The sequence below is a fragment of the Intestinibacter sp. genome, assembly GCF_051866655.1.
Lineage (GTDB): Bacteria > Bacillota > Clostridia > Peptostreptococcales > Peptostreptococcaceae > Intestinibacter.
This window is the reverse complement of sequence record NZ_JBJDXL010000185.1, coordinates 4894-23141: the sequence shown is the minus strand read 5'-3', so window position 1 is coordinate 23141 and position 18248 is coordinate 4894. Positions and strand designations below refer to the sequence as shown.

Below are 18248 nucleotides of genomic sequence, written 5' to 3'. Positions count from 1 at the left end.
GAAGTTTTAAAATGCGAAGATCAAGTAAAAGAAATAGCAAAACAATTAGTGGACAAAAAAGACGTATTCTATCTAGGTAGAGGTCTTGACTACTCAACTGCAATGGAAGGTGCTTTAAAAATAAAAGAAATATCTTATACTCATGCTGAAGCATTTGCAGCTGGAGAATTAAAACATGGTACTATAGCTTTAATAGAAGAAGGAGTTCCAGTAGTAGTTTTAGCAACTCAACAAAACTTATTCGAAAAAATGCTATCTAACATGCAAGAAGTAAAAGCTAGAGGTGCTTATGTTATATCTGTAACAGAACAAGGAAATTCTGAAGTAGAAAAATCTTCTGATGCAGTTATATACATCCCTAAGGTTGATAATATATTAGCTGGTATATTAAGTGTAATACCACTTCAATTATTAGCTTACTATGTTGCTAAAGATAGAGGATGCGATATAGATAAACCAAGAAACTTAGCTAAATCAGTTACAGTTGAATAGTTTGAAAGAATTTTAGTTAATTTAATAATATATAAAACTTAAAACCAAGGAGGTTTCTGAAATGAATTTTAGATTTATTTCGGGAATCTCTTTTTTTAATGAAATAATTAAAAATTTTTTTAAAAATAATGTATAGAATTTTTTATGCTGACAATAATATAAATGTATTCCTCATAATATTCCCCCAATATTATAAATACGTAAAAAGGGTGTAATTCTAGTTCGGTTAGAATTACACCCTTTTGTTTATTTTGTGTTATCTGAAGTAGTTTCTATTGTAGATTTATATGTAGTTGCTTTATCCTTATCTTCTATAGTTACTTCTACATTACCGTTTTTTTCATTTTGTTTAACCTTAAAATCATATATTTCATATTCGCTATGTTTGCCGTCTTTATCTTCATATTGCTTAACTTCTATTTGTGCGCCACCGATATTTTTCATAAAAGTTTTTACATTATTTAAGGCTTCTCCATCAGTAGCTGCATTTACAGAAATTCCTGTAACTCCTACGATTAAGGCACAAGATGCCGCAACCGCTAATTTTCTAAATTTATTGTTCATATTATTTTTCTTTCCTTTCGATAAAATTATTTTTTTAGCGAAGTCATCTGAATAATGTATATTTTGGTCTTTGAATTCGAGTTCGTATAGCTTTTGTGTAAGAGTATCAGCAGTTTCAAAATCTTCATTTTCAATGGCTTCGTTTATTTTTTCTCTTAAATCCATATTTTCCTCCTCGTTTAATAGGGAGTTGAGGATAGGGCCCTTATCCTTACACTTATAAGTGGTCAATTCCCTGCAATGTAACATTAAATATTTTCGAATTTTATTTTTTTAACCTTCTTCTTTATATCTCTTCTGAGTCTTACAAATCTCATTCGCGTGGTTGTTTCGCTTATATTTAGTAGTTTGGCTATATTTTTCATAGGTATTTTATTTATGTAATATAATTCGTATAGCTTGCGTTTTTCTTCTGGCAAATCGTTTATAACTTCATCCACGTATGGTGTTTCATCTATTTCTAAATTTTTTTGTTGGTAAATTAAGTCACATAAATCACGTTCATCGACTGCATTGTTATCATTTAATTCTACGATTTTATATTTCTTTGATTTTCTTATATATTCGTTTGTTAAATTTTTACTTACCTTATATAAAAAAGCTCTCTTGTTTTCATATAAAAATATAGTTTTTCTTTTTTCGTATGCTATTATAAAAACTTCTTGAACAATATCTTCTGCTACAGACTTGTCGTGAACCATTACCATTATATATTTAAATATTTGTTCGTAATTTTCCTGACATAGAATCTGAAAAAATTTATCGTACTTGTCCATAGGAATAATATCGCCTCCTATATAATAATTTTAATTCAAATAAATAGCTCAATCTCAAAATAGTTTTTCCTTAATTATATATGGTTGTATTTGCAATTAGTAACATAATTTATTTTTAAATTTTATATTCATGACATATTCAATTTTTGTTTAAGATTAAATGAAAATTGAATAATCTGAAAATGTCACTATTTACAGCGACAGGAAGAGGATTTCTTAAGATTGAAAATTAAGCTTAAAAATTGTAATATTAAATCATAAGGAACAGCAATAATAAAAAGCTCAAGAAAAAGAGCGAAATCAAAATCAAAGGCAATAATAAAAACTGAATAGTACACAACAAAAAATTTTAAAACTAGGAAAAAATTTAAGGAGGAATTATCAATGAGTGAAGCAGCAGGAATCAAAACTCAAGTACAAAAATTAGGTAGAGCCCTAAGTGGTATGGTTATGCCAAACATAGGAGCATTTATCGCATGGGGATTTATAACAGCATTATTTATAGAAGCTGGATGGCTTCCAAATGCTAGATTAGCAGAAATGGTAACACCAATGCTAAAATATGTTTTACCAGTATTAATAGGTTACACTGGTGGTAAAATGATAGCAGGTGACAGAGGTTCAGTAATCGGTGCAATCGCTACAGTAGGTATAGTAGTTGGTGCAGGAGATACAACAATGTTAATCGGTGGTATGATAATGGGTCCACTTGGTGGATGGGTAATCAAAAAATTCGATGAATTAGTAGACGGAAAAATACCATCAGGATTTGAAATGTTAGTAAATAACTTCTCAGTTGGTATATTAGGATTAATATTAGCAATCATCGGATTCTATGCAATAGGACCAGTTGTAATAGCAGTAACATCAGTATTACAAGCAGGTGTTGAATTCTTAGTTAGCAAGAACTTAATATTCTTAACTTCATTATTTATAGAACCAGCAAAAGTATTATTCTTAAATAACGCAATAAACCACGGTATATTATCACCTTTAGGTATAGAACAAGCTAAAGAACTTGGATCTTCAATAATGTTCTTATTAGAAGCTAACCCAGGACCAGGACTTGGAGTATTATTAGCATATTGCTTATTCGGAAAAGGTGCAAGTAAAGAATCTGCTCCAGGTGCAGTAATAATCCACTTCTTAGGTGGTATACATGAAATATACTTCCCATACATATTAATGAACCCAGCATTAATATTAGCAGTAATGGCTGGTGGAGCTTGCGGTGTATTAACATTCTCAATATTAGGAGCTGGATTAGTAGCAGCAGCATCTCCAGGTAGTATAATAGCAATATTAGCAATGACAGCAAAAGGTAAATATTTTGCAGTAATATCAGGTGTAGTAGTTGCAACAGTAGTATCATTCTTAATATCTTCAATATTTGTAAAAAGAGCAGCAGCTAGAGACGGAGAACAAGATTTAGAAGCAGCACAAGCTCAAATGAAAGATATGAAAGCTAAATCTAAAAATCAACAAGTAGAAGTAGCAGCTGAAACTAAAGAAGTAGCAGTAGCAGATATCAAAAAAATAATATTCGCATGTGATGCAGGAATGGGATCAAGTGCAATGGGTGCAGCAAGATTCAAAGCAAGAATCAAAGACCTAGGTTTAGGAATAGAAGTAGCAGCAGCACCAGTAGATAATGTGCCAGCAGATGCACAAATAATAGTAACACATGAATCATTAGCAGAAAGAGCAAAAGCTAAATACGATAACGTAGAAATAATAGAAATCAAAAACTTCTTAAAAGACGAAAATATAGAAGGCTTATACAATAGATTAGCTAACGGTACTTCAGCAGAAGCAGAAGTAGCTGCAACAGATGAAGCTAAAGAAATAGCAAAATCAGATATCAAAAAAATAATATTCGCATGTGATGCAGGAATGGGATCAAGTGCAATGGGTGCAGCAAGATTCAAAGCAAGAATCAAAGACCTAGGTTTAGGAATAGAAGTAGCAGCAGCACCAGTAGATAATGTGCCAGCAGATGCACAAATAATAGTAACACATGAATCATTAGCAGAAAGAGCAAAAGCTAAATATGATAATATAGAAATAATAGAAATCAAAAACTTCTTAAAAGATGAAAATATAGAAGGTTTATACAATAGATTAGCAAAATAATAAGAAAATAAAGACCATAATAAGTTCCCAAGCTGTGGCATTTACTGCCACAGCTTATTTTTTTGTATAAAAAATTTATAGCCATTAAAATGTCATGAATATAAAATTTACAAATACTAATTACATATATCTAAAATATGTCATAATCTTTAGTGACACCACAGTAATATCAATGAATTGATAGGGTAAATATATTTTGCTAAAATTAAAGTATAAAAGATAAGCAAATTAAAATGTCACTAAAGAGGGAGATAAAATGAAAAGAAAAAAGATTAGCTCAAGGCAGAAAGAAATCATTTCGATGCTGGCACAGAATCCTTCAAATAAACCAATAACTATCTCAGAAGTGGCACAAGAACTAAACATAAGTACAAGAACAGTACTAAGGGATATGTCCAGTATTGAGAACTGGTTGGATGAAAATGATTTTAAATTTGTGAAAAAACCAGGCGTGGGAATCTATTTAGATGAGACATTAGACAATAAGCAGTTTATAATAGAACTTCTACAAGAAGAAAAGATTGAAAAAAGCTACACTAAGGAAGAAAGAAAAAGATTTATCTTATCAAATCTTTTAACATCTTCGGAGCCAATTAAATCATACTACTTCTACAAATCGCTAAAGATTTCAGAAGGAACTTTAAACAACGACTTTGTAGATATAGAAACGTGGTTAGATAAGTTTTCTATCAAGCTTATAAGAAAGCCAGGAACAGGAATTTACATTGAAGGTTCAGAAAAAGATATAAGAGCTGCTCAAGTAAATCTTATATACAACTCTTGTGAAGAGCAAGATCTTATGAACATGGTAAAAAATGTAGGAAATAACATTCAAAACAGCAGTGTTATAGAAATTTCTAGTGAAAACAGACTTTTGAACTTAATCGATAAGTCAATTATAAAGAAAGTAGAAAACTCTCTATCTGAAGTAATAAAAGAGATAAATTTAAAAATCTCAGATAGCTCGTTTATTGGATTGGTGGTTCATATATCTTTGGCAGTACAGAGATTGAAAAATGGAGAGAGAATCTCTATGGAGGAAGATGTTTTAAATGAGCTTAAGTGTATAGATCAATTTAAAATGGCTACAAAAATAGCAGAGCAAATAGGTGAGGAATTTGACATAAACGTTCCTATTGAAGAAATAGGATATATAACGATGCATCTTAGAGGATCTAAAATGAGATTAGAAACAAAGGATCACAATTTTACTTTAGATGATGTAGAGTTAATGAATATTTCAAAGCAGTTAATTGAATTAGCAGAAGATGAATTCAAGCTTGATTTTAGCAAAGATGCAAGATTGTTAAATGATTTAGTAAATCATCTTGGACCATCACTTTGTAGGATTAAGATGGGAATGGACATAAGAAATCCACTCCTACAGCAAATCAAAACAGAGTACAAAGATGTTTACGATGGAGTAGCTAATATCATATATATAATAAAAGAAAAATTAAATATCGATGAAATTCCAGAATCAGAGATAGCGTACTTGGCTATGCATTTTGGATCTTCTATGGAGAGAAATTTAATGGAGGATGTTGAAATAAAAGCCATGTCATGTTGTCCTACTGGTATAGGAACTTCTAGATTTTTAATAACAAAACTAAATAAGAAGTTTTCAAATTTAAATATGGTAGATACAATATCAGCTATTAATATAGATGACGAATATCTAAAACAACAGGGAATAGATTTAATTATTTCTACAGTGGAGTTAGATTCATCTATAAAGAATATAGTTGTAAGTCCACTTTTAAATTTGGAGGATGTCACAAAGATCAGACATGTTTTGAGAAATATAGCAAAAGATAAAGTTTTTAAAAATGATATAAGGGCAGAGAGACTAGAAGAAAAAAAAGAAAAAAATTTAGTCGACAAAAATGAAGTAATGGACTTTATGACAATGAGTGGAAATTTAGTTGAATTTTTTAAATTGCTAGAAGTACATGAAGATGTAGACTGTGATGATATAGAAGAGCTTGTCAACTACAGCAGCTTCATATTTGCAAATGACAGCAAATCGGCATTAAAAATTCAGCGAGACTTAAAGAGAAGAATAAATATTTCTACTCCATTTGTAGATGGAATAGAAATAGCCTTACTTCATTGTATGACACAAGAAGTAAAGAACATAAGATATGCATCTATCAGATTATCAAAAGAAGTTATGATAGATGAAGAAAATAAAACGAGATATGCATTACTTATGTTGATACCAAAGGAAGCTAAGGATTATCAAAGAGATCTTTTGAGCAAGATAAGTGAGAATTTGGTAGAAAATGATGATTTCATAAGTTGTATCAAATATGGAAATAAAGAGGAAATAAAAGAGAATTTTAAATCCATAGTATTGGATTTTTATATCAATAAAATGAAAGTAATATCACAAAAAATAGATTAAAAGGTATATAGGAGGAATTTGTAATGAGTAACATATTAGCAAAAGAAAACATAGTATTAGGATTAGATTCAGTATCAAGAGATGAAAGTATAGTTTTAGCTGGTAAAAAATTAGTTGAAAGAGGATATGTTAACGAAGGTTATGTAGATGCAATGTTAGAAAGAGAAAAAACTATGAGTACTAACATGGGATTAGGATTTGCTATACCACACGGTGTTAACGAAGCTAAAAAAGAAATAAAAGAATCAGGAATAGTAATATTACAATTCCCTAATGGTGTAGAATACGGAGATAGCGTAGTTTACTTAGTTATAGGAATAGCTGGTAAAGGAAATGAACATTTAGATATATTATCAAAAATAGCAATATCTTTAGATGATGAATTAGTAGAAAAATTAAAAGATTCAACAAATGTACAAGATTTCTTAGATATATTTGCTGACTAATTATAAAAGTATTATAGACTACGGAGGAAATTATAACATGAAGAAAGCAATACAATTTGGAGCAGGTAATATAGGAAGAGGTTTCATAGGAGGATTATTATCTAACTCAGGATATCACGTAGTATTCGCAGATGTAAACGAAACTATATTAAATGGAATAAACAACGAAAAACAATATAAAATACTTGTAAAAGACGTAGAATGCTTTGATCAAACTATAGCTAACATAAGTGCAGTTTCATCAATAACTGACGATATAATAAAAGAAATAGAAGAAGCTGAAATAATAACTACAGCAGTTGGTCCATTAGTTTTAAAAAGAATAGCACCAACAATAGCTAAAGCTATACAAGCTAGAAAAAATGCTGGAAACAAAAATTACTTAAATATAATAGCTTGTGAAAATGCAGTAGGAGCTACAGCTATATTAAAAGAAGAAGTTTTAAAATGCTTAAACGAAGAAGAAATAGCATACTTAGAAGAATATGTAGGATTCCCTAACTGTTCAGTAGACAGAATAGTACCACCATGTACTAATGAAAATCCTCTAGATGTTACAGTAGAAAACTTCTATGAATGGAATGTTGAAGAAGCTAAGATAAAAGGTGAAATACCACAAATAGAAGGTATGAACTTAGTTGGTGATCTTATAGCTTATGTTGAACGTAAATTATTCACATTAAATACTGGACATGCTATAACTGCTTATCTTGGAACTCTTAAAGGATATAAAACAATAGATGAAGCTATAAAAGACGAAGAAATAGCAACTATAGTAAAAGCTGCTATGCAAGAAAGTGGTCAAGGATTAGTTAAAAAGCATGGATTAGATTTAGAAGCTCATTATAAATACATAGATAAAATATTAAATAGATTCAAAAATCCATACTTAAACGACGATGTTAAGAGAGTTGGTAGAGAACCACTTAGAAAATTAAGTGCAAAAGACAGATTAGTAAATCCATTAATGACAGCAAGATCTTATGGAATATCTGTAGATAACCTAATAATAGGTGTAGGTGCAGCACTTCACTATAATAATGAAGAAGATGCACAAAGTGTTGAATTACAACAAACAATAAAAGACTTAGGTGTTAAAGAAGCTGTTAAGAAAATATCATTAATAGAAGATGAAGAACTATTAAATGCTATAGAAAAAGCATATAATGATTTAGCAAAATAGTATTTAAAATAATGTAGATATTATTAATATAAAAACTGTTCGTATAGTGAACTGCATCATATAAAGTAGATACTACTGAGGTGCATATCGTTATATGGACAGTTTTTTTCAAATTAAAAAATATGTATAAATTTTTATAAATGTTTCAAATTAATATATATGTTTAAAACCTCTTAAATTTGTAGATACTTAAATAAAGTAAACTTTGAGGGGGATTAAACATGAAAAAATCTATAATATGTGTTTTAGCCTTGATTTTATTTAGTGTTGTTATAGTTTATGGTCAAGAACATTGGATAGATAAATTTATAGAGAGTTTTGAGTTATCAAACTCAGCTTTTAAATTTTATAATATAAAATCGAGTGTATTAATAGAAAAAGACATGGACATTGAGCAATTAGAAGGAATATGTATAGAAATAGCAAAAAATTTAAACGTAGATACAAATAAAATGAATGTAAAAATACAACAAAGCGAAATATATGTAAATTATAATGAACAAAATACTAGTATTTCAGTCATTGCATATCAAAAAAGTTCAAAAGAATCATATATAATAGTTGACATATTAAATAATAAAGTATATAAAAATATAGAGAATATTTATCTAAGATTAGAAAATGAACTAAAAAAATACTCCAGCGATGTAAAAATTAATATTTGTATAGCTGGAGAATATACAAAAAAATTACAAAAAGGTAAAATTAATGATATTTTACAGAAAATGTTATATAATATGTATGCTGAAAAAATTGATAGTATAGAGGAAGAAAACTTTTTATCAGTTAATGCATATAGTAAATTATTAAATGAAAATAACTTGAAATATTTAAATAGAAAGATGAACTTGAATATAGGAATTAGGTATAGCGAGGATAATGATAGGACAATGATATATATAGCTACACCTATAATAAAAATAGATTATTAGAATTGAGGAGAGACATATTTATGGCTAAAATAATAGTGAAAAAAAGTGAACCACTTAGAGGTAGTGTTAAAATAGATGGAGCAAAAAATGCAGTATTACCAATAATAGCTGCTACATTATTAGTAAAAGGTAAGTCAGTTTTACATGAAGTACCAGATTTAACTGACGTACATGTAATATCAGATTTAATAAGACATTTAGGCGCAGAAGTTGAATATAAAGACAATACATTAACAGTAGACGCAAGTAATTTAACTACTTGTGAAGCACCATATGATCTTGTAAGAAAGATGAGAGCATCTTTCTTTGTTATGGGACCATTACTTGCAAGATTTAACCAAACAAAAATATCAATGCCAGGGGGATGTTCAATAGGAACTAGACCAATAGACTTACATCTAAAGGGATTTAAGGCTCTTGGGGCAGAGGTAACAATGGATCATGGGTTTGTAGAAGCTAAAGCAGATAAATTAGTAGGCTCTAAGTTATACTTAGACTTCCCATCTGTTGGAGCAACTGAAAATATAATGATGGCTGCAGTACTTGCAGAAGGAACTACTATAATAGAAAATGCAGCAGAAGAACCAGAAATAGTAGATTTAGCAAACTTCCTAAATGAAATGGGAGCTAATGTTAAAGGTGCAGGTACAAATACAATAAAAATAAAAGGTGTAAAAGAATTACAAGGAACAGAACACGATGTTATACCTGATAGAATAGAAGCTGCAACTTACATGGTTGCTGCAGCTATGACAAAGGGAGATATAACAGTAGAAAATGTACTAATTGAGCATTTAAAACCAGTAACTGCTAAATTAAAAGAAGCAGGCTGTGAAGTAATAGAAATGGACAATGCTATAAGAGTAATTGGACCAGAAAAAATAAAAGCAGTAGACGTTAAGACTTTACCACATCCAGGATTCCCTACAGATGTTCAAGCACAATTTATGGCTATGCTTACAGTTGCTAGAGGAACTGGAGTTGTAATAGAAACAGTATTTGAAAATAGATTTATGCATGTTGCAGAATTCAATAGAATGGGTGCAAATATTAAAATAGAAGGAAGAACAGCTATAGTTAAGGGTGTAGACCAGCTTTATGGTGCAAGTGTTAACGCAACTGACTTAAGAGCAGGAGCAGCACTTATACTATGTGGACTTATAGCTGAAGGAGAAACAGAAATAGGTAAGATATACCACATTCAAAGAGGGTATGTTGACATAGATAAGAAAATTAGAGCGTTAGGCGGAAATATAGAAATAGTAGAAGACTAATAAAGTAATAAATGAGTAGGTTTTTTCATATATTTATGAAGTATAGTAAATCTATGGAGGCATTAGTTATATGAAAAAACCTATGGTTCTATTAGCAGGGATCGCAATTTTTTGCATAATAATTCCTGTTTTAATTAGTGTGCTCTTTTATGGAAATCAAAACGATAATTTATCGGATTCTATTAAAAAAATCGATAAACTAGAGAAATCTCCTTATGAAAAAGTCGATTCTCAAAGTCCCACTATAAGTGTGTACAATTCCAAAACAGGTAAAGTACAAAGTATGGATATAGAGACTTTTTTGTACGGAGTGTTGTCTATGGAGATGTCTTCTGAGTTTTCAGAAGAAGCATTAAAGGCACAGGCAGTAGCTGCTAGAACATATATTATTTACAAAATCGAAAATAATATAAAGGCAGGTCATAAAGGAGCTGATATATGTACTGACTATAATCACTGTCAGGCATATGCATCTTATGAAGAGTTAAAAGAACAAAAGGGCGATAAATGGATAAGAGAATCTTATCCTATCATAAAACAAGCTGTAGATGACACTAAGGGACAAATATTAACTTACGATGATAAAGCAATACTACCACTATATTTTTCTACATCTAGCGGTATGACCGAAAATAGTGAAGAAGTGTTTATGACACAATATCCCTATCTAAAATCAGTGAGCAGTCCTTATGAAGAAAATTCACCAAAATACTATACTGAAAGCACAATTGATAGAAGCGAATTTATAGACTTATTGAAAAATAAATACGCCGATATTTCTATATCAGAAAATGATTTAGAGAAACAAATAAAAATAATAGAGAGAACTACTGCAGGATCAGTCAAACTTATCCAAATGGGAAATAAACAGCTAAGTGGCAGAGATATTAGAAGTATTTTTGATTTAAATTCATCTAATTTCGATATATCCTTTGTAGGAGAGGATGTTGTTTTCGAGGTAAAAGGATACGGTCATGGAGTAGGTATGAGTCAATGGGGTGCTGAAGGTATGGCTAATAAGTCGTATACATATGATGAAATACTATTTCATTATTATACAGATACAGATATAAAGGATATGTATTAGAATAAAAATTTAAAAAATTTTTCATACATAGGCATAAAATTTGAAAAGCAGTCAATAATCTAAATGTATTAATATATTTGGAGGTGCAGTATGAAAAAGAAATTATTAGAAAAAGATATATTCTATCTATCTTTATTTATATGTATTTGTCTTATAGCATTTGGTGGAATCTTATTTACAAATAAAAACTTAAATAAATTAGTATCAAATAAAGATGTAATCAACAAAGATGATGAGATAAATTTAGTAAAAGATGATGATAAGACTGTTGCTACATCGACAGAATCAAATCAAAATCTACAACAAGCAAAAGACAAAAAAGAAAAAGAAGCCAAGAATGAATCTAAGATGAGTTATATAGGAGATGGAATACTTAGAGAGTATTCTGAAACTATGCCTACTTACTCAAAAACACTAGACGTTTGGGAGATTCATAAAGGATTGGATGTTTCAGCGCAAGAAGGTTCTGAAATAAAATCAATACTAGATGGAAAAGTCGTATCTGTGTACTCAGATGATAGATATGGAACAAGCATAGAGTTATCTTACAACGATGATTTAAATGTAATTTATTCTGGAATACAAGAAAATGTATCGTTGAAAAAGGGAGATACAGTTAAAGAAGGCGACTGTATAGGATATGTAGGAAATACGACAAATATTGAAAATGAAGACGGAACACATGTACATATAGAAGCCTATAAGAAAAATGTAGCTATAAATCCACTGAGTTTATTAGAATAAAGTTTATAACAGGAGACTTTTCACAAAAATTGAAGAGTCTCCTGTTATATTTTTTGTTTTTCTTTCATATATATCTATAGGACTGATGGTGAGGAGGGGGAGATCTTGAAGTCTCATATAGAAAAAAGAGCGGTTATTATTGCCCAATATATATTAGAAAAACAAACAACTGTAAGACAAACAGCTAAGGTTTTTGGAGTTAGCAAAAGTACTGTCCACAAAGATGTAACTGAACGATTAGAGGAAGTTTATCCGTCATTAGCTAGTCAGGTAAAATTAGTCTTAGAAAAAAATAAATCCGAGAGACACATACGAGGAGGTATGGCTACAAAATTAAAATATCAACAACAAAAAAAGATGTAGGATAACCTACATTTTTTTCTTGACTAACGCTATATTTTTGCCTATATTGTAGAATAGGAGTATTTATGATAACTAACAATTTGAATTAAGTATAAATAATAAGAGTAAAAGAAGGAGTGAAAGCAAAATGGCAACAGGAGCGGATATAGGTATCGATTTAGGTACAGCCAATGTATTAATATATGTAAGTGAAAAGGGAATAGTTTTAGAAGAGCCATCTGTAGTGGCTATAGATAATAAATTAAATACTGTTTTGGCAGTAGGTAAAGAAGCAAGAAGAATGATAGGTAGAACACCTTCACATATAGATGTTATAAGACCATTAAAGGATGGTGTTATATCAAATTATGAAATAACAGAAAAGATGTTATCTCATTTTATTGAAAAAATAGTAGAGAAAAAAGGATTTGGAAGATTTGTAATGCCTAGAATAATGGTCTGTGTACCAACAGGAGTTACTGAAGTAGAAAAAAGAGCTGTAGAAGATGCCACAAAAAAAGCTGGAGCTAGAGAAGTTTATATCATAGAAGAACCTATAGCAGCAGCAATAGGAGCTGGAATAGATATATCTCAACCTAATGGAAATATGGTAATCGATATCGGTGGAGGAACTACTGATATAGCTGTAATATCATTAGGAGGATCTGTTGTAAGTGATTCTATTAAATTAGGTGGAGACAAGTTCGACCAAGCAATTATAAAATACATAAAGAAAGAATACAATGTATTAATAGGTGAAAGAAGTGCAGAAAAATTAAAAGTTGAAATAGGAACTGCTATAAAAGAAGATGAACCAAGAACTATGAATATCAGCGGAAGAAATTTAGTAAAAGGCCTTCCTGTTACTATAAATGTTAGCTCTACAGAAATACTAGAAGCTCTTAATGACTGTATAGAACAAATAATAGCAGCAACTAAAAACCTATTAGAAAAAACACCACCAGAATTAGCAGCAGATATAAGTGATACAGGCATAATAATGACAGGTGGAGGAGCTATGTTACATGGCTTAGGACAAAGAATAGAAGAAAGTACAGGAATAAAAGTAATTTTAGCTAACGATCCTCTTTCTTGTGTTGCTAAGGGTACTGGATTATCATTAGGCTCACTTGATTTATTAGAAACTGGTGGAAGCTTTAAGAAATAATATATAGTACATATCGGGTATTAAAATATATAATTAAATATTGGACATTTAAAAAGTAGCTATTTTAAAATAATATATTTCGAATATTGTTTTATTATAGCTACTTTTTAATTGAGGGATATAATTTAGGTCGCCAGGAGTAAAGATAGGGCTATAGTTTCTGCCAGCTCTAAAATAAAATGAAGTCTTATATTATTGAAGGAAAATCTATTATTTTCGTCTATTTTATCTACAATACCGACTATAGAGTAATTCCCCACTTGAGGTAGCTTTTTACCTACGCCTTTACCAGGAAGAATGGGTCCCTCTCGAATTTGTATATTACCTATATTATTAGTCGAACCTAGGCAAGCATCTATGGCTAGAAATTGGCTAGATGAATGTTTCTTTTTTATATTTTCCATAGATTCATATATATTTAAAGCGTGAATAGGATTATCCAATGTACCGTAGACAGGGTATTTAAAATCGCTATTTTTGAGCATAGTTCCTACTAGAGGCCCAAGTGCATCTCCAATAGCACGGTCTGTTCCTATACAAATTACTACAGTATTATCAGAAATTATATTTTTAAGAATAGTACTTAGTGTATGAGTAACATCTTCTCTTTTATAGTTTATTTTAGCTAAATACATAGGAACTCCTCCCTTCTAGATAATATATGAATTTAACTCGATAAATAATACTATTTTTAAAATAGTCGCAAATTTAGTATATTTAATAATATGAATTAAAATAAGTAAATGTGACTACAAAATACTTGACAATATAAAACAAAAAAGGTATCATTGAAATTGTTAAAATTTAAATAAAAAATTTCTTGATTGCCTTATCAAGAGAGGCTGAGGGACAGGCCCTATGACGCCCAGCAACCACTTCATGAAGAAGGAAGGTGCTAAATCCTGCTAGAGAGATTCTAGAAAGATGAGGTCGCGTATTTAAGCATGCAATAACCTCTTCTTGTGAAGAGGCTTTTTTAATGTATAAGACATTATATAAAAGTTTCTTATATAAATTAAATGAATAGAGTATAGAATTTTAATAAAAAATAATTAATAAGTTTAAGGAGGAAATGAAATGGCAAGACATTTATTTACATCAGAATCAGTTACTGAAGGTCATCCAGATAAAATGTGTGACCAAATATCAGATGCGATATTAGATGCATTATTAGAAAAAGATCCACAATCAAGAGTTGCTTGTGAAACAACTACTACAACTGGATTAGTATTAGTTGCAGGAGAAATAAGTACATCAGCTTACGTTGATATTCCAAAATTAGTTAGAGAAACAGTAGAAGGAATCGGATATACTAGAGCTAAGTTTGGATTTGACTGCAACACTTGTGCAGTAATAACTGCTATAGACGAACAATCAGGAGACATCGCTATGGGTGTTGACGAAGGTTTAGAAAGTAAAGGCGGAGAACAAACAGAAGAAGAAATAGAAAAGGTTGGTGCTGGAGACCAAGGTATAATGTTCGGTTTCGCTTGTAATGAAACAGAAGAATTAATGCCACTTCCAATATCTCTAGCTCATAAATTATCTAGAAGATTAACAGAAGTTAGAAAATCTGGATTATTAGATTATTTAAGACCAGATGGAAAAACTCAAGTAACAGTTGAATACGAAGATGACAAACCAGTTAGAGTTCACACTGTATTAATATCTGCTCAACATAGTGAAAGTGTAGACAACGAAACTATAAGAAGAGACTTAATCGAACACGTTATAAAAGCTGTTATACCAGCAGAATTATTAGACGACGAAACTAAATACTACATCAACCCAACAGGAAGATTCGTTATAGGTGGACCACAAGGAGATACTGGTCTTACAGGAAGAAAAATAATCATAGATACTTACGGTGGATACTCTAGACACGGCGGTGGAGCATTCTCTGGAAAAGACCCAACAAAGGTTGACAGATCTGCTGCTTATGCTGCTAGATACGTAGCTAAAAACATAGTTGCTGCTGGACTTGCAGATAAATGTGAAATAGAATTAGCTTATGCTATAGGTGTTGCTAGACCATTATCAATATTTGTTGATACTTTTGGAACTGGAAAAGTTTCTAATGAAAAATTAGTAGAATTAGTAGAAAAGAACTTCGATCTAAGACCAGGTGCAATAATAAGAGATCTTGACTTAAGAAGACCTATATACAAACAAGTTGCAGCTTACGGACACTTCGGTAGAACTGATATAGATTTACCATGGGAAAGAACTGACAAAGCTGAAACTTTAAAAGCACAAGCTATGGCTTAGATTTTAGTTTAATATAAAAAATAAAAATAAGAATATGACGAGACCTTGTATTATAATATATGCAAGGTCTTTTTTTGAGAAATTTGGGTAAGATAAAAAAGAGAGTATTTTATTAGGAGTGTTATATTATGGAAAAATTAGAAGGTATGATAAGTGATATAGTTTTTAAAAATGAAGAAAATGGTTATACAATAGCTTATCTCGCAAATGAAGATGAGGAAGTGGCAATTGTTGGTTGCATGCCGACTTTATCTGTTGGAGAGAGTATAGAGGTCGAGGGTAAATGGGTCACTCATAAAATTTACGGTTCGCAATTTGAAGTTAGTAAATTTATGCCTATAACACCGTCGTCTTTAGAGGGAATTTATGCTTATTTATCTTCTGGTATGATTCATGGTATAGGAGAGAAGATGGCGCTTAGGATTATAGACAAGTTTGGAGTCGATACTCTAGATGTGATTCAAAATACTCCTGAGAGATTAAAAGAGGTAGAGGGAATAGGCGCAAAGAAAATCAAGCAGATAACTGAGAGCTATGAAGAAAATAGAGAGCTTAGAAATATAATTATGCAGTTGTCTCCATATGGGATAACTCCTAATTTGTGTTTAAAAATATATAAAAAATACAAGGAAAAGTCGCTCGACGTGATAAATAAAAATCCATATAGGCTTGCCGAGGATATAAGGGGTATTGGATTTAAGGTGGCAGATGATATTGCAAAGAAGCTTGGGATTGATAAGTATTCTAGAGATAGGATTTTTCAAGGGATTTTATATACTTTAAATCAGAGCACAGCTAACGGGAATACTTATTTGCCGATTAATGTGTTAGTTCAAAATGCAGTTAAGGTACTTGAGGTAGAACCTCAGTACATAAAAGAAGCTGTTATGGATTTGGCTTACACTCAAAAGGTACATGTTGAGAGAAGTCAAAATGATATAAATGTGTATTTGATGCCTTATTTCATGGCGGAAAATGGTGTATGCAAGGAGATTATAAGGCTTTCACAGTTCGAATTTAAGGATTTGAATATAGACATAGACGAGGAAATAAGAAATAGAGAGAGAGAAGATGATATAGCTCTAGCTCAAAATCAAATTAAAGCAGTAAAAGAAGCTGTCGAAAAGGGTGTCGTAATAATAACTGGAGGTCCGGGGACAGGAAAGACCACTACTATTAACACGATTATCAAAGTGTTTGAAAATAATGGTCAAAAAGTTGTTCTAGCGGCTCCTACAGGCCGTGCAGCAAAGAGAATGAGTGAAACCTCAAATAAAGAGGCTAAAACGATACACAGGCTTTTAGAAATGGGATTTTCAATGGATAGTGACGAGCTTATGTTCATGAAAAATGAGGATGACCCTATAGATGCCGATGTAGTTATACTAGATGAGGTATCTATGGTCGATATTGTGCTTATGTATAATCTGCTGAGAGCTATAAAATCTGGAACAAGGCTTTTGTTAGTTGGAGATAGCGATCAGTTGCCTTCTGTCGGTGCAGGAAATGTGTTGAAGGATTTAATCGATTCTGAAGTCATAAATACTGTTAGACTTAACGAGATATTTAGACAAGCTAGAGAAAGTATGATAGTAGTAAATGCCCATAAAATAAACAAGGGAGAGCCTTTGAAATTAAACGCAAAGGGCAAGGATTTTTTCTTTATAAGAAAAGAGACACAAGATGAAATACTAGACGAAATTATGGGATTAGTGAGCCAGAGACTTCCAAAATACTACGGTGTAGACAAACTCAAAGATATACAAGTTTTGTCGCCTATGAGAAAGGGAACTCTAGGCGTAAACAATCTAAATATAGAGCTCCAAAAATGTCTGAACCCTCCAGCAAAATTTAAAACAGAGGAGGTATTCACAAAGAGGACATTCAGAGTTGGAGACAAAGTGATGCAGATTAAAAACAATTACACTAAAAAATGGAAAACAGAAGATGGAACTAACAGCGGACATGGTATATATAATGGAGATATTGGTTATATTTACTATATAGACAAGGATAAAAAGGAAATCTTCGTTATATTCGATGGCATGAAGATAGTCAGCTATAAGCACGATGAGCTAGATGAGTTAGACCACAGCTTCTGCACGACTATTCATAAGAGTCAGGGTAGTGAGTTTCCAATAGTTGTGATTCCTATGACATGGGCACCACCGATGCTATTGAGCAGGAATCTGCTTTATACAGCAGTTACACGTGCTAAGAAACAGGTCGTGCTAGTTGGTGATGTGAAGTACCTAGAGTTTATGATTAAAAACAATCGAATAAACGACAGATATTCCAATTTAGCAGTTAAGTTGAATAAATTTAAAAAAGAAGGTCTGTTGATTGATGAAAATGAATATACCCAAGGTCAATTTTAGTGTAGTCGATACTATAAAAATTAAATTAAAAGAAATAAAGGATTTATTGCTGGA

16 protein-coding genes and 1 riboswitch are annotated in these 18248 nt (G+C 31.0%); of the genes, 13 read left to right on the top strand and 3 right to left on the bottom strand.

Features of this window, described 5'->3' with window-relative positions; genetic code table 11:
- A partial coding sequence (locus tag ACI3VO_RS05715; protein WP_439756985.1) for an SIS domain-containing protein occupies nt 1-492 on the top strand: 492 nt, incomplete at its 5' end.
- Nucleotides 493-738: 246 nt separating this feature from the next.
- Here the strand turns inward: ACI3VO_RS05715 and ACI3VO_RS05710 are convergent.
- Together ACI3VO_RS05710 and ACI3VO_RS05705 are read right to left on the bottom strand one after the other, a co-directional pair.
- Nucleotides 739-1221, bottom strand: coding sequence for a hypothetical protein (locus ACI3VO_RS05710; RefSeq protein WP_439756984.1), 483 nt, complete (start codon nt 1219-1221; stop codon nt 739-741).
- 83 nt (nt 1222-1304) lie between these two features.
- Nucleotides 1305-1832 (bottom strand): RNA polymerase sigma factor, encoded by a 528-nt coding sequence (locus ACI3VO_RS05705; protein WP_439756983.1) that lies wholly within the window; start codon nt 1830-1832, stop codon nt 1305-1307.
- A 384-nt stretch (nt 1833-2216) separates the two neighbouring features.
- Here ACI3VO_RS05705 and ACI3VO_RS05700 point away from each other — a divergent pair, with 384 nt between their 5' ends.
- The 10 genes from ACI3VO_RS05700 (at nt 2217) to ACI3VO_RS05655 (ending at nt 13548) form a co-directional block, all read left to right on the top strand.
- Entirely contained in the window at nt 2217-3965 is a 1749-nt protein-coding gene (locus ACI3VO_RS05700) for a PTS mannitol-specific transporter subunit IIBC (RefSeq protein WP_439756982.1), read from the top strand.
- 256 nt (nt 3966-4221) lie between these two features.
- Complete coding sequence (locus ACI3VO_RS05695; RefSeq protein ID WP_439756981.1) at nt 4222-6372, top strand: BglG family transcription antiterminator; 2151 nt, start codon at nt 4222-4224, stop codon at nt 6370-6372.
- A gap of 23 nt (nt 6373-6395) precedes the next feature.
- Nucleotides 6396-6818, top strand: a complete 423-nt coding sequence (locus tag ACI3VO_RS05690) for a PTS sugar transporter subunit IIA (protein ID WP_439756980.1) — start codon at nt 6396-6398, stop codon at nt 6816-6818.
- 37 nt (nt 6819-6855) lie between these two features.
- Entirely contained in the window at nt 6856-8001 is a 1146-nt protein-coding gene (locus tag ACI3VO_RS05685; RefSeq protein WP_439756979.1) for a mannitol-1-phosphate 5-dehydrogenase, read from the top strand.
- A 221-nt stretch (nt 8002-8222) separates the two neighbouring features.
- Nucleotides 8223-8933 (top strand): YwmB family TATA-box binding protein, encoded by a 711-nt coding sequence (locus ACI3VO_RS05680; protein WP_439756978.1) that lies wholly within the window; start codon nt 8223-8225, stop codon nt 8931-8933.
- 20 nt (nt 8934-8953) lie between these two features.
- The gene (gene murA / locus ACI3VO_RS05675; protein WP_439756977.1) at nt 8954-10207 is read left to right on the top strand and encodes a UDP-N-acetylglucosamine 1-carboxyvinyltransferase; all 1254 of its coding nucleotides are present in this window, start codon (nt 8954-8956) and stop codon (nt 10205-10207) included.
- A gap of 70 nt (nt 10208-10277) precedes the next feature.
- Nucleotides 10278-11294: a stage II sporulation protein D gene (gene spoIID, locus ACI3VO_RS05670; RefSeq protein ID WP_439756976.1), complete on the top strand. Its 1017-nt coding sequence runs from the start codon at nt 10278-10280 to the stop codon at nt 11292-11294.
- Between the two features lie 90 nt (nt 11295-11384).
- The gene (locus ACI3VO_RS05665) at nt 11385-12038 is read left to right on the top strand and encodes a peptidoglycan DD-metalloendopeptidase family protein (protein ID WP_439756975.1); all 654 of its coding nucleotides are present in this window, start codon (nt 11385-11387) and stop codon (nt 12036-12038) included.
- A 105-nt stretch (nt 12039-12143) separates the two neighbouring features.
- Nucleotides 12144-12401, top strand: coding sequence for a sporulation transcriptional regulator SpoIIID (gene spoIIID, locus ACI3VO_RS05660; protein WP_290691748.1), 258 nt, complete (start codon nt 12144-12146; stop codon nt 12399-12401).
- A gap of 127 nt (nt 12402-12528) precedes the next feature.
- The gene (locus tag ACI3VO_RS05655; protein ID WP_439756974.1) at nt 12529-13548 is read left to right on the top strand and encodes a rod shape-determining protein; all 1020 of its coding nucleotides are present in this window, start codon (nt 12529-12531) and stop codon (nt 13546-13548) included.
- A gap of 125 nt (nt 13549-13673) precedes the next feature.
- On the opposite strand, the gene yyaC is transcribed toward ACI3VO_RS05655, so the two are convergent.
- Complete coding sequence (yyaC, locus tag ACI3VO_RS05650; RefSeq protein WP_320624312.1) at nt 13674-14183, bottom strand: spore protease YyaC; 510 nt, start codon at nt 14181-14183, stop codon at nt 13674-13676.
- 191 nt (nt 14184-14374) lie between these two features.
- Nucleotides 14375-14479: riboswitch (SAM riboswitch) on the top strand.
- Nucleotides 14480-14625: 146 nt separating this feature from the next.
- Between yyaC and metK the strand changes: the two genes are divergently transcribed.
- A complete protein-coding gene (gene metK / locus ACI3VO_RS05645) occupies nt 14626-15816 on the top strand; it encodes a methionine adenosyltransferase (protein ID WP_320624313.1) in 1191 nt (396 codons plus the stop codon).
- Between the two features lie 128 nt (nt 15817-15944).
- Nucleotides 15945-18194 carry an SF1B family DNA helicase RecD2 gene (gene recD2, locus ACI3VO_RS05640; protein WP_439756973.1) on the top strand — a complete coding sequence of 750 codons (2250 nt, stop codon included), beginning with the start codon at nt 15945-15947 and terminating at the stop codon, nt 18192-18194.
- The last annotated feature ends 54 nt before the right edge of the window (nt 18195-18248 follow it).

Coding starts and splice junctions, on each gene's coding strand:
- murA (WP_439756977.1), top strand. CDS start 8,954: ATGGCTAAAATAATAGTGAAAAAAAGTGAACCACTTAGAGGTAGTGTT.
- recD2 (WP_439756973.1), top strand. CDS start 15,945: ATGGAAAAATTAGAAGGTATGATAAGTGATATAGTTTTTAAAAATGAA.
- ACI3VO_RS05685 (WP_439756979.1), top strand. CDS start 6,856: ATGAAGAAAGCAATACAATTTGGAGCAGGTAATATAGGAAGAGGTTTC.
- spoIID (WP_439756976.1), top strand. CDS start 10,278: ATGAAAAAACCTATGGTTCTATTAGCAGGGATCGCAATTTTTTGCATA.
- ACI3VO_RS05690 (WP_439756980.1), top strand. CDS start 6,396: ATGAGTAACATATTAGCAAAAGAAAACATAGTATTAGGATTAGATTCA.
- metK (WP_320624313.1), top strand. CDS start 14,626: ATGGCAAGACATTTATTTACATCAGAATCAGTTACTGAAGGTCATCCA.
- yyaC (WP_320624312.1), bottom strand. CDS start 14,183: ATGTATTTAGCTAAAATAAACTATAAAAGAGAAGATGTTACTCATACA.
- ACI3VO_RS05655 (WP_439756974.1), top strand. CDS start 12,529: ATGGCAACAGGAGCGGATATAGGTATCGATTTAGGTACAGCCAATGTA.
- ACI3VO_RS05705 (WP_439756983.1), bottom strand. CDS start 1,832: ATGGACAAGTACGATAAATTTTTTCAGATTCTATGTCAGGAAAATTAC.
- ACI3VO_RS05710 (WP_439756984.1), bottom strand. CDS start 1,221: ATGGATTTAAGAGAAAAAATAAACGAAGCCATTGAAAATGAAGATTTT.
- ACI3VO_RS05680 (WP_439756978.1), top strand. CDS start 8,223: ATGAAAAAATCTATAATATGTGTTTTAGCCTTGATTTTATTTAGTGTT.
- ACI3VO_RS05695 (WP_439756981.1), top strand. CDS start 4,222: ATGAAAAGAAAAAAGATTAGCTCAAGGCAGAAAGAAATCATTTCGATG.
- ACI3VO_RS05700 (WP_439756982.1), top strand. CDS start 2,217: ATGAGTGAAGCAGCAGGAATCAAAACTCAAGTACAAAAATTAGGTAGA.
- ACI3VO_RS05665 (WP_439756975.1), top strand. CDS start 11,385: ATGAAAAAGAAATTATTAGAAAAAGATATATTCTATCTATCTTTATTT.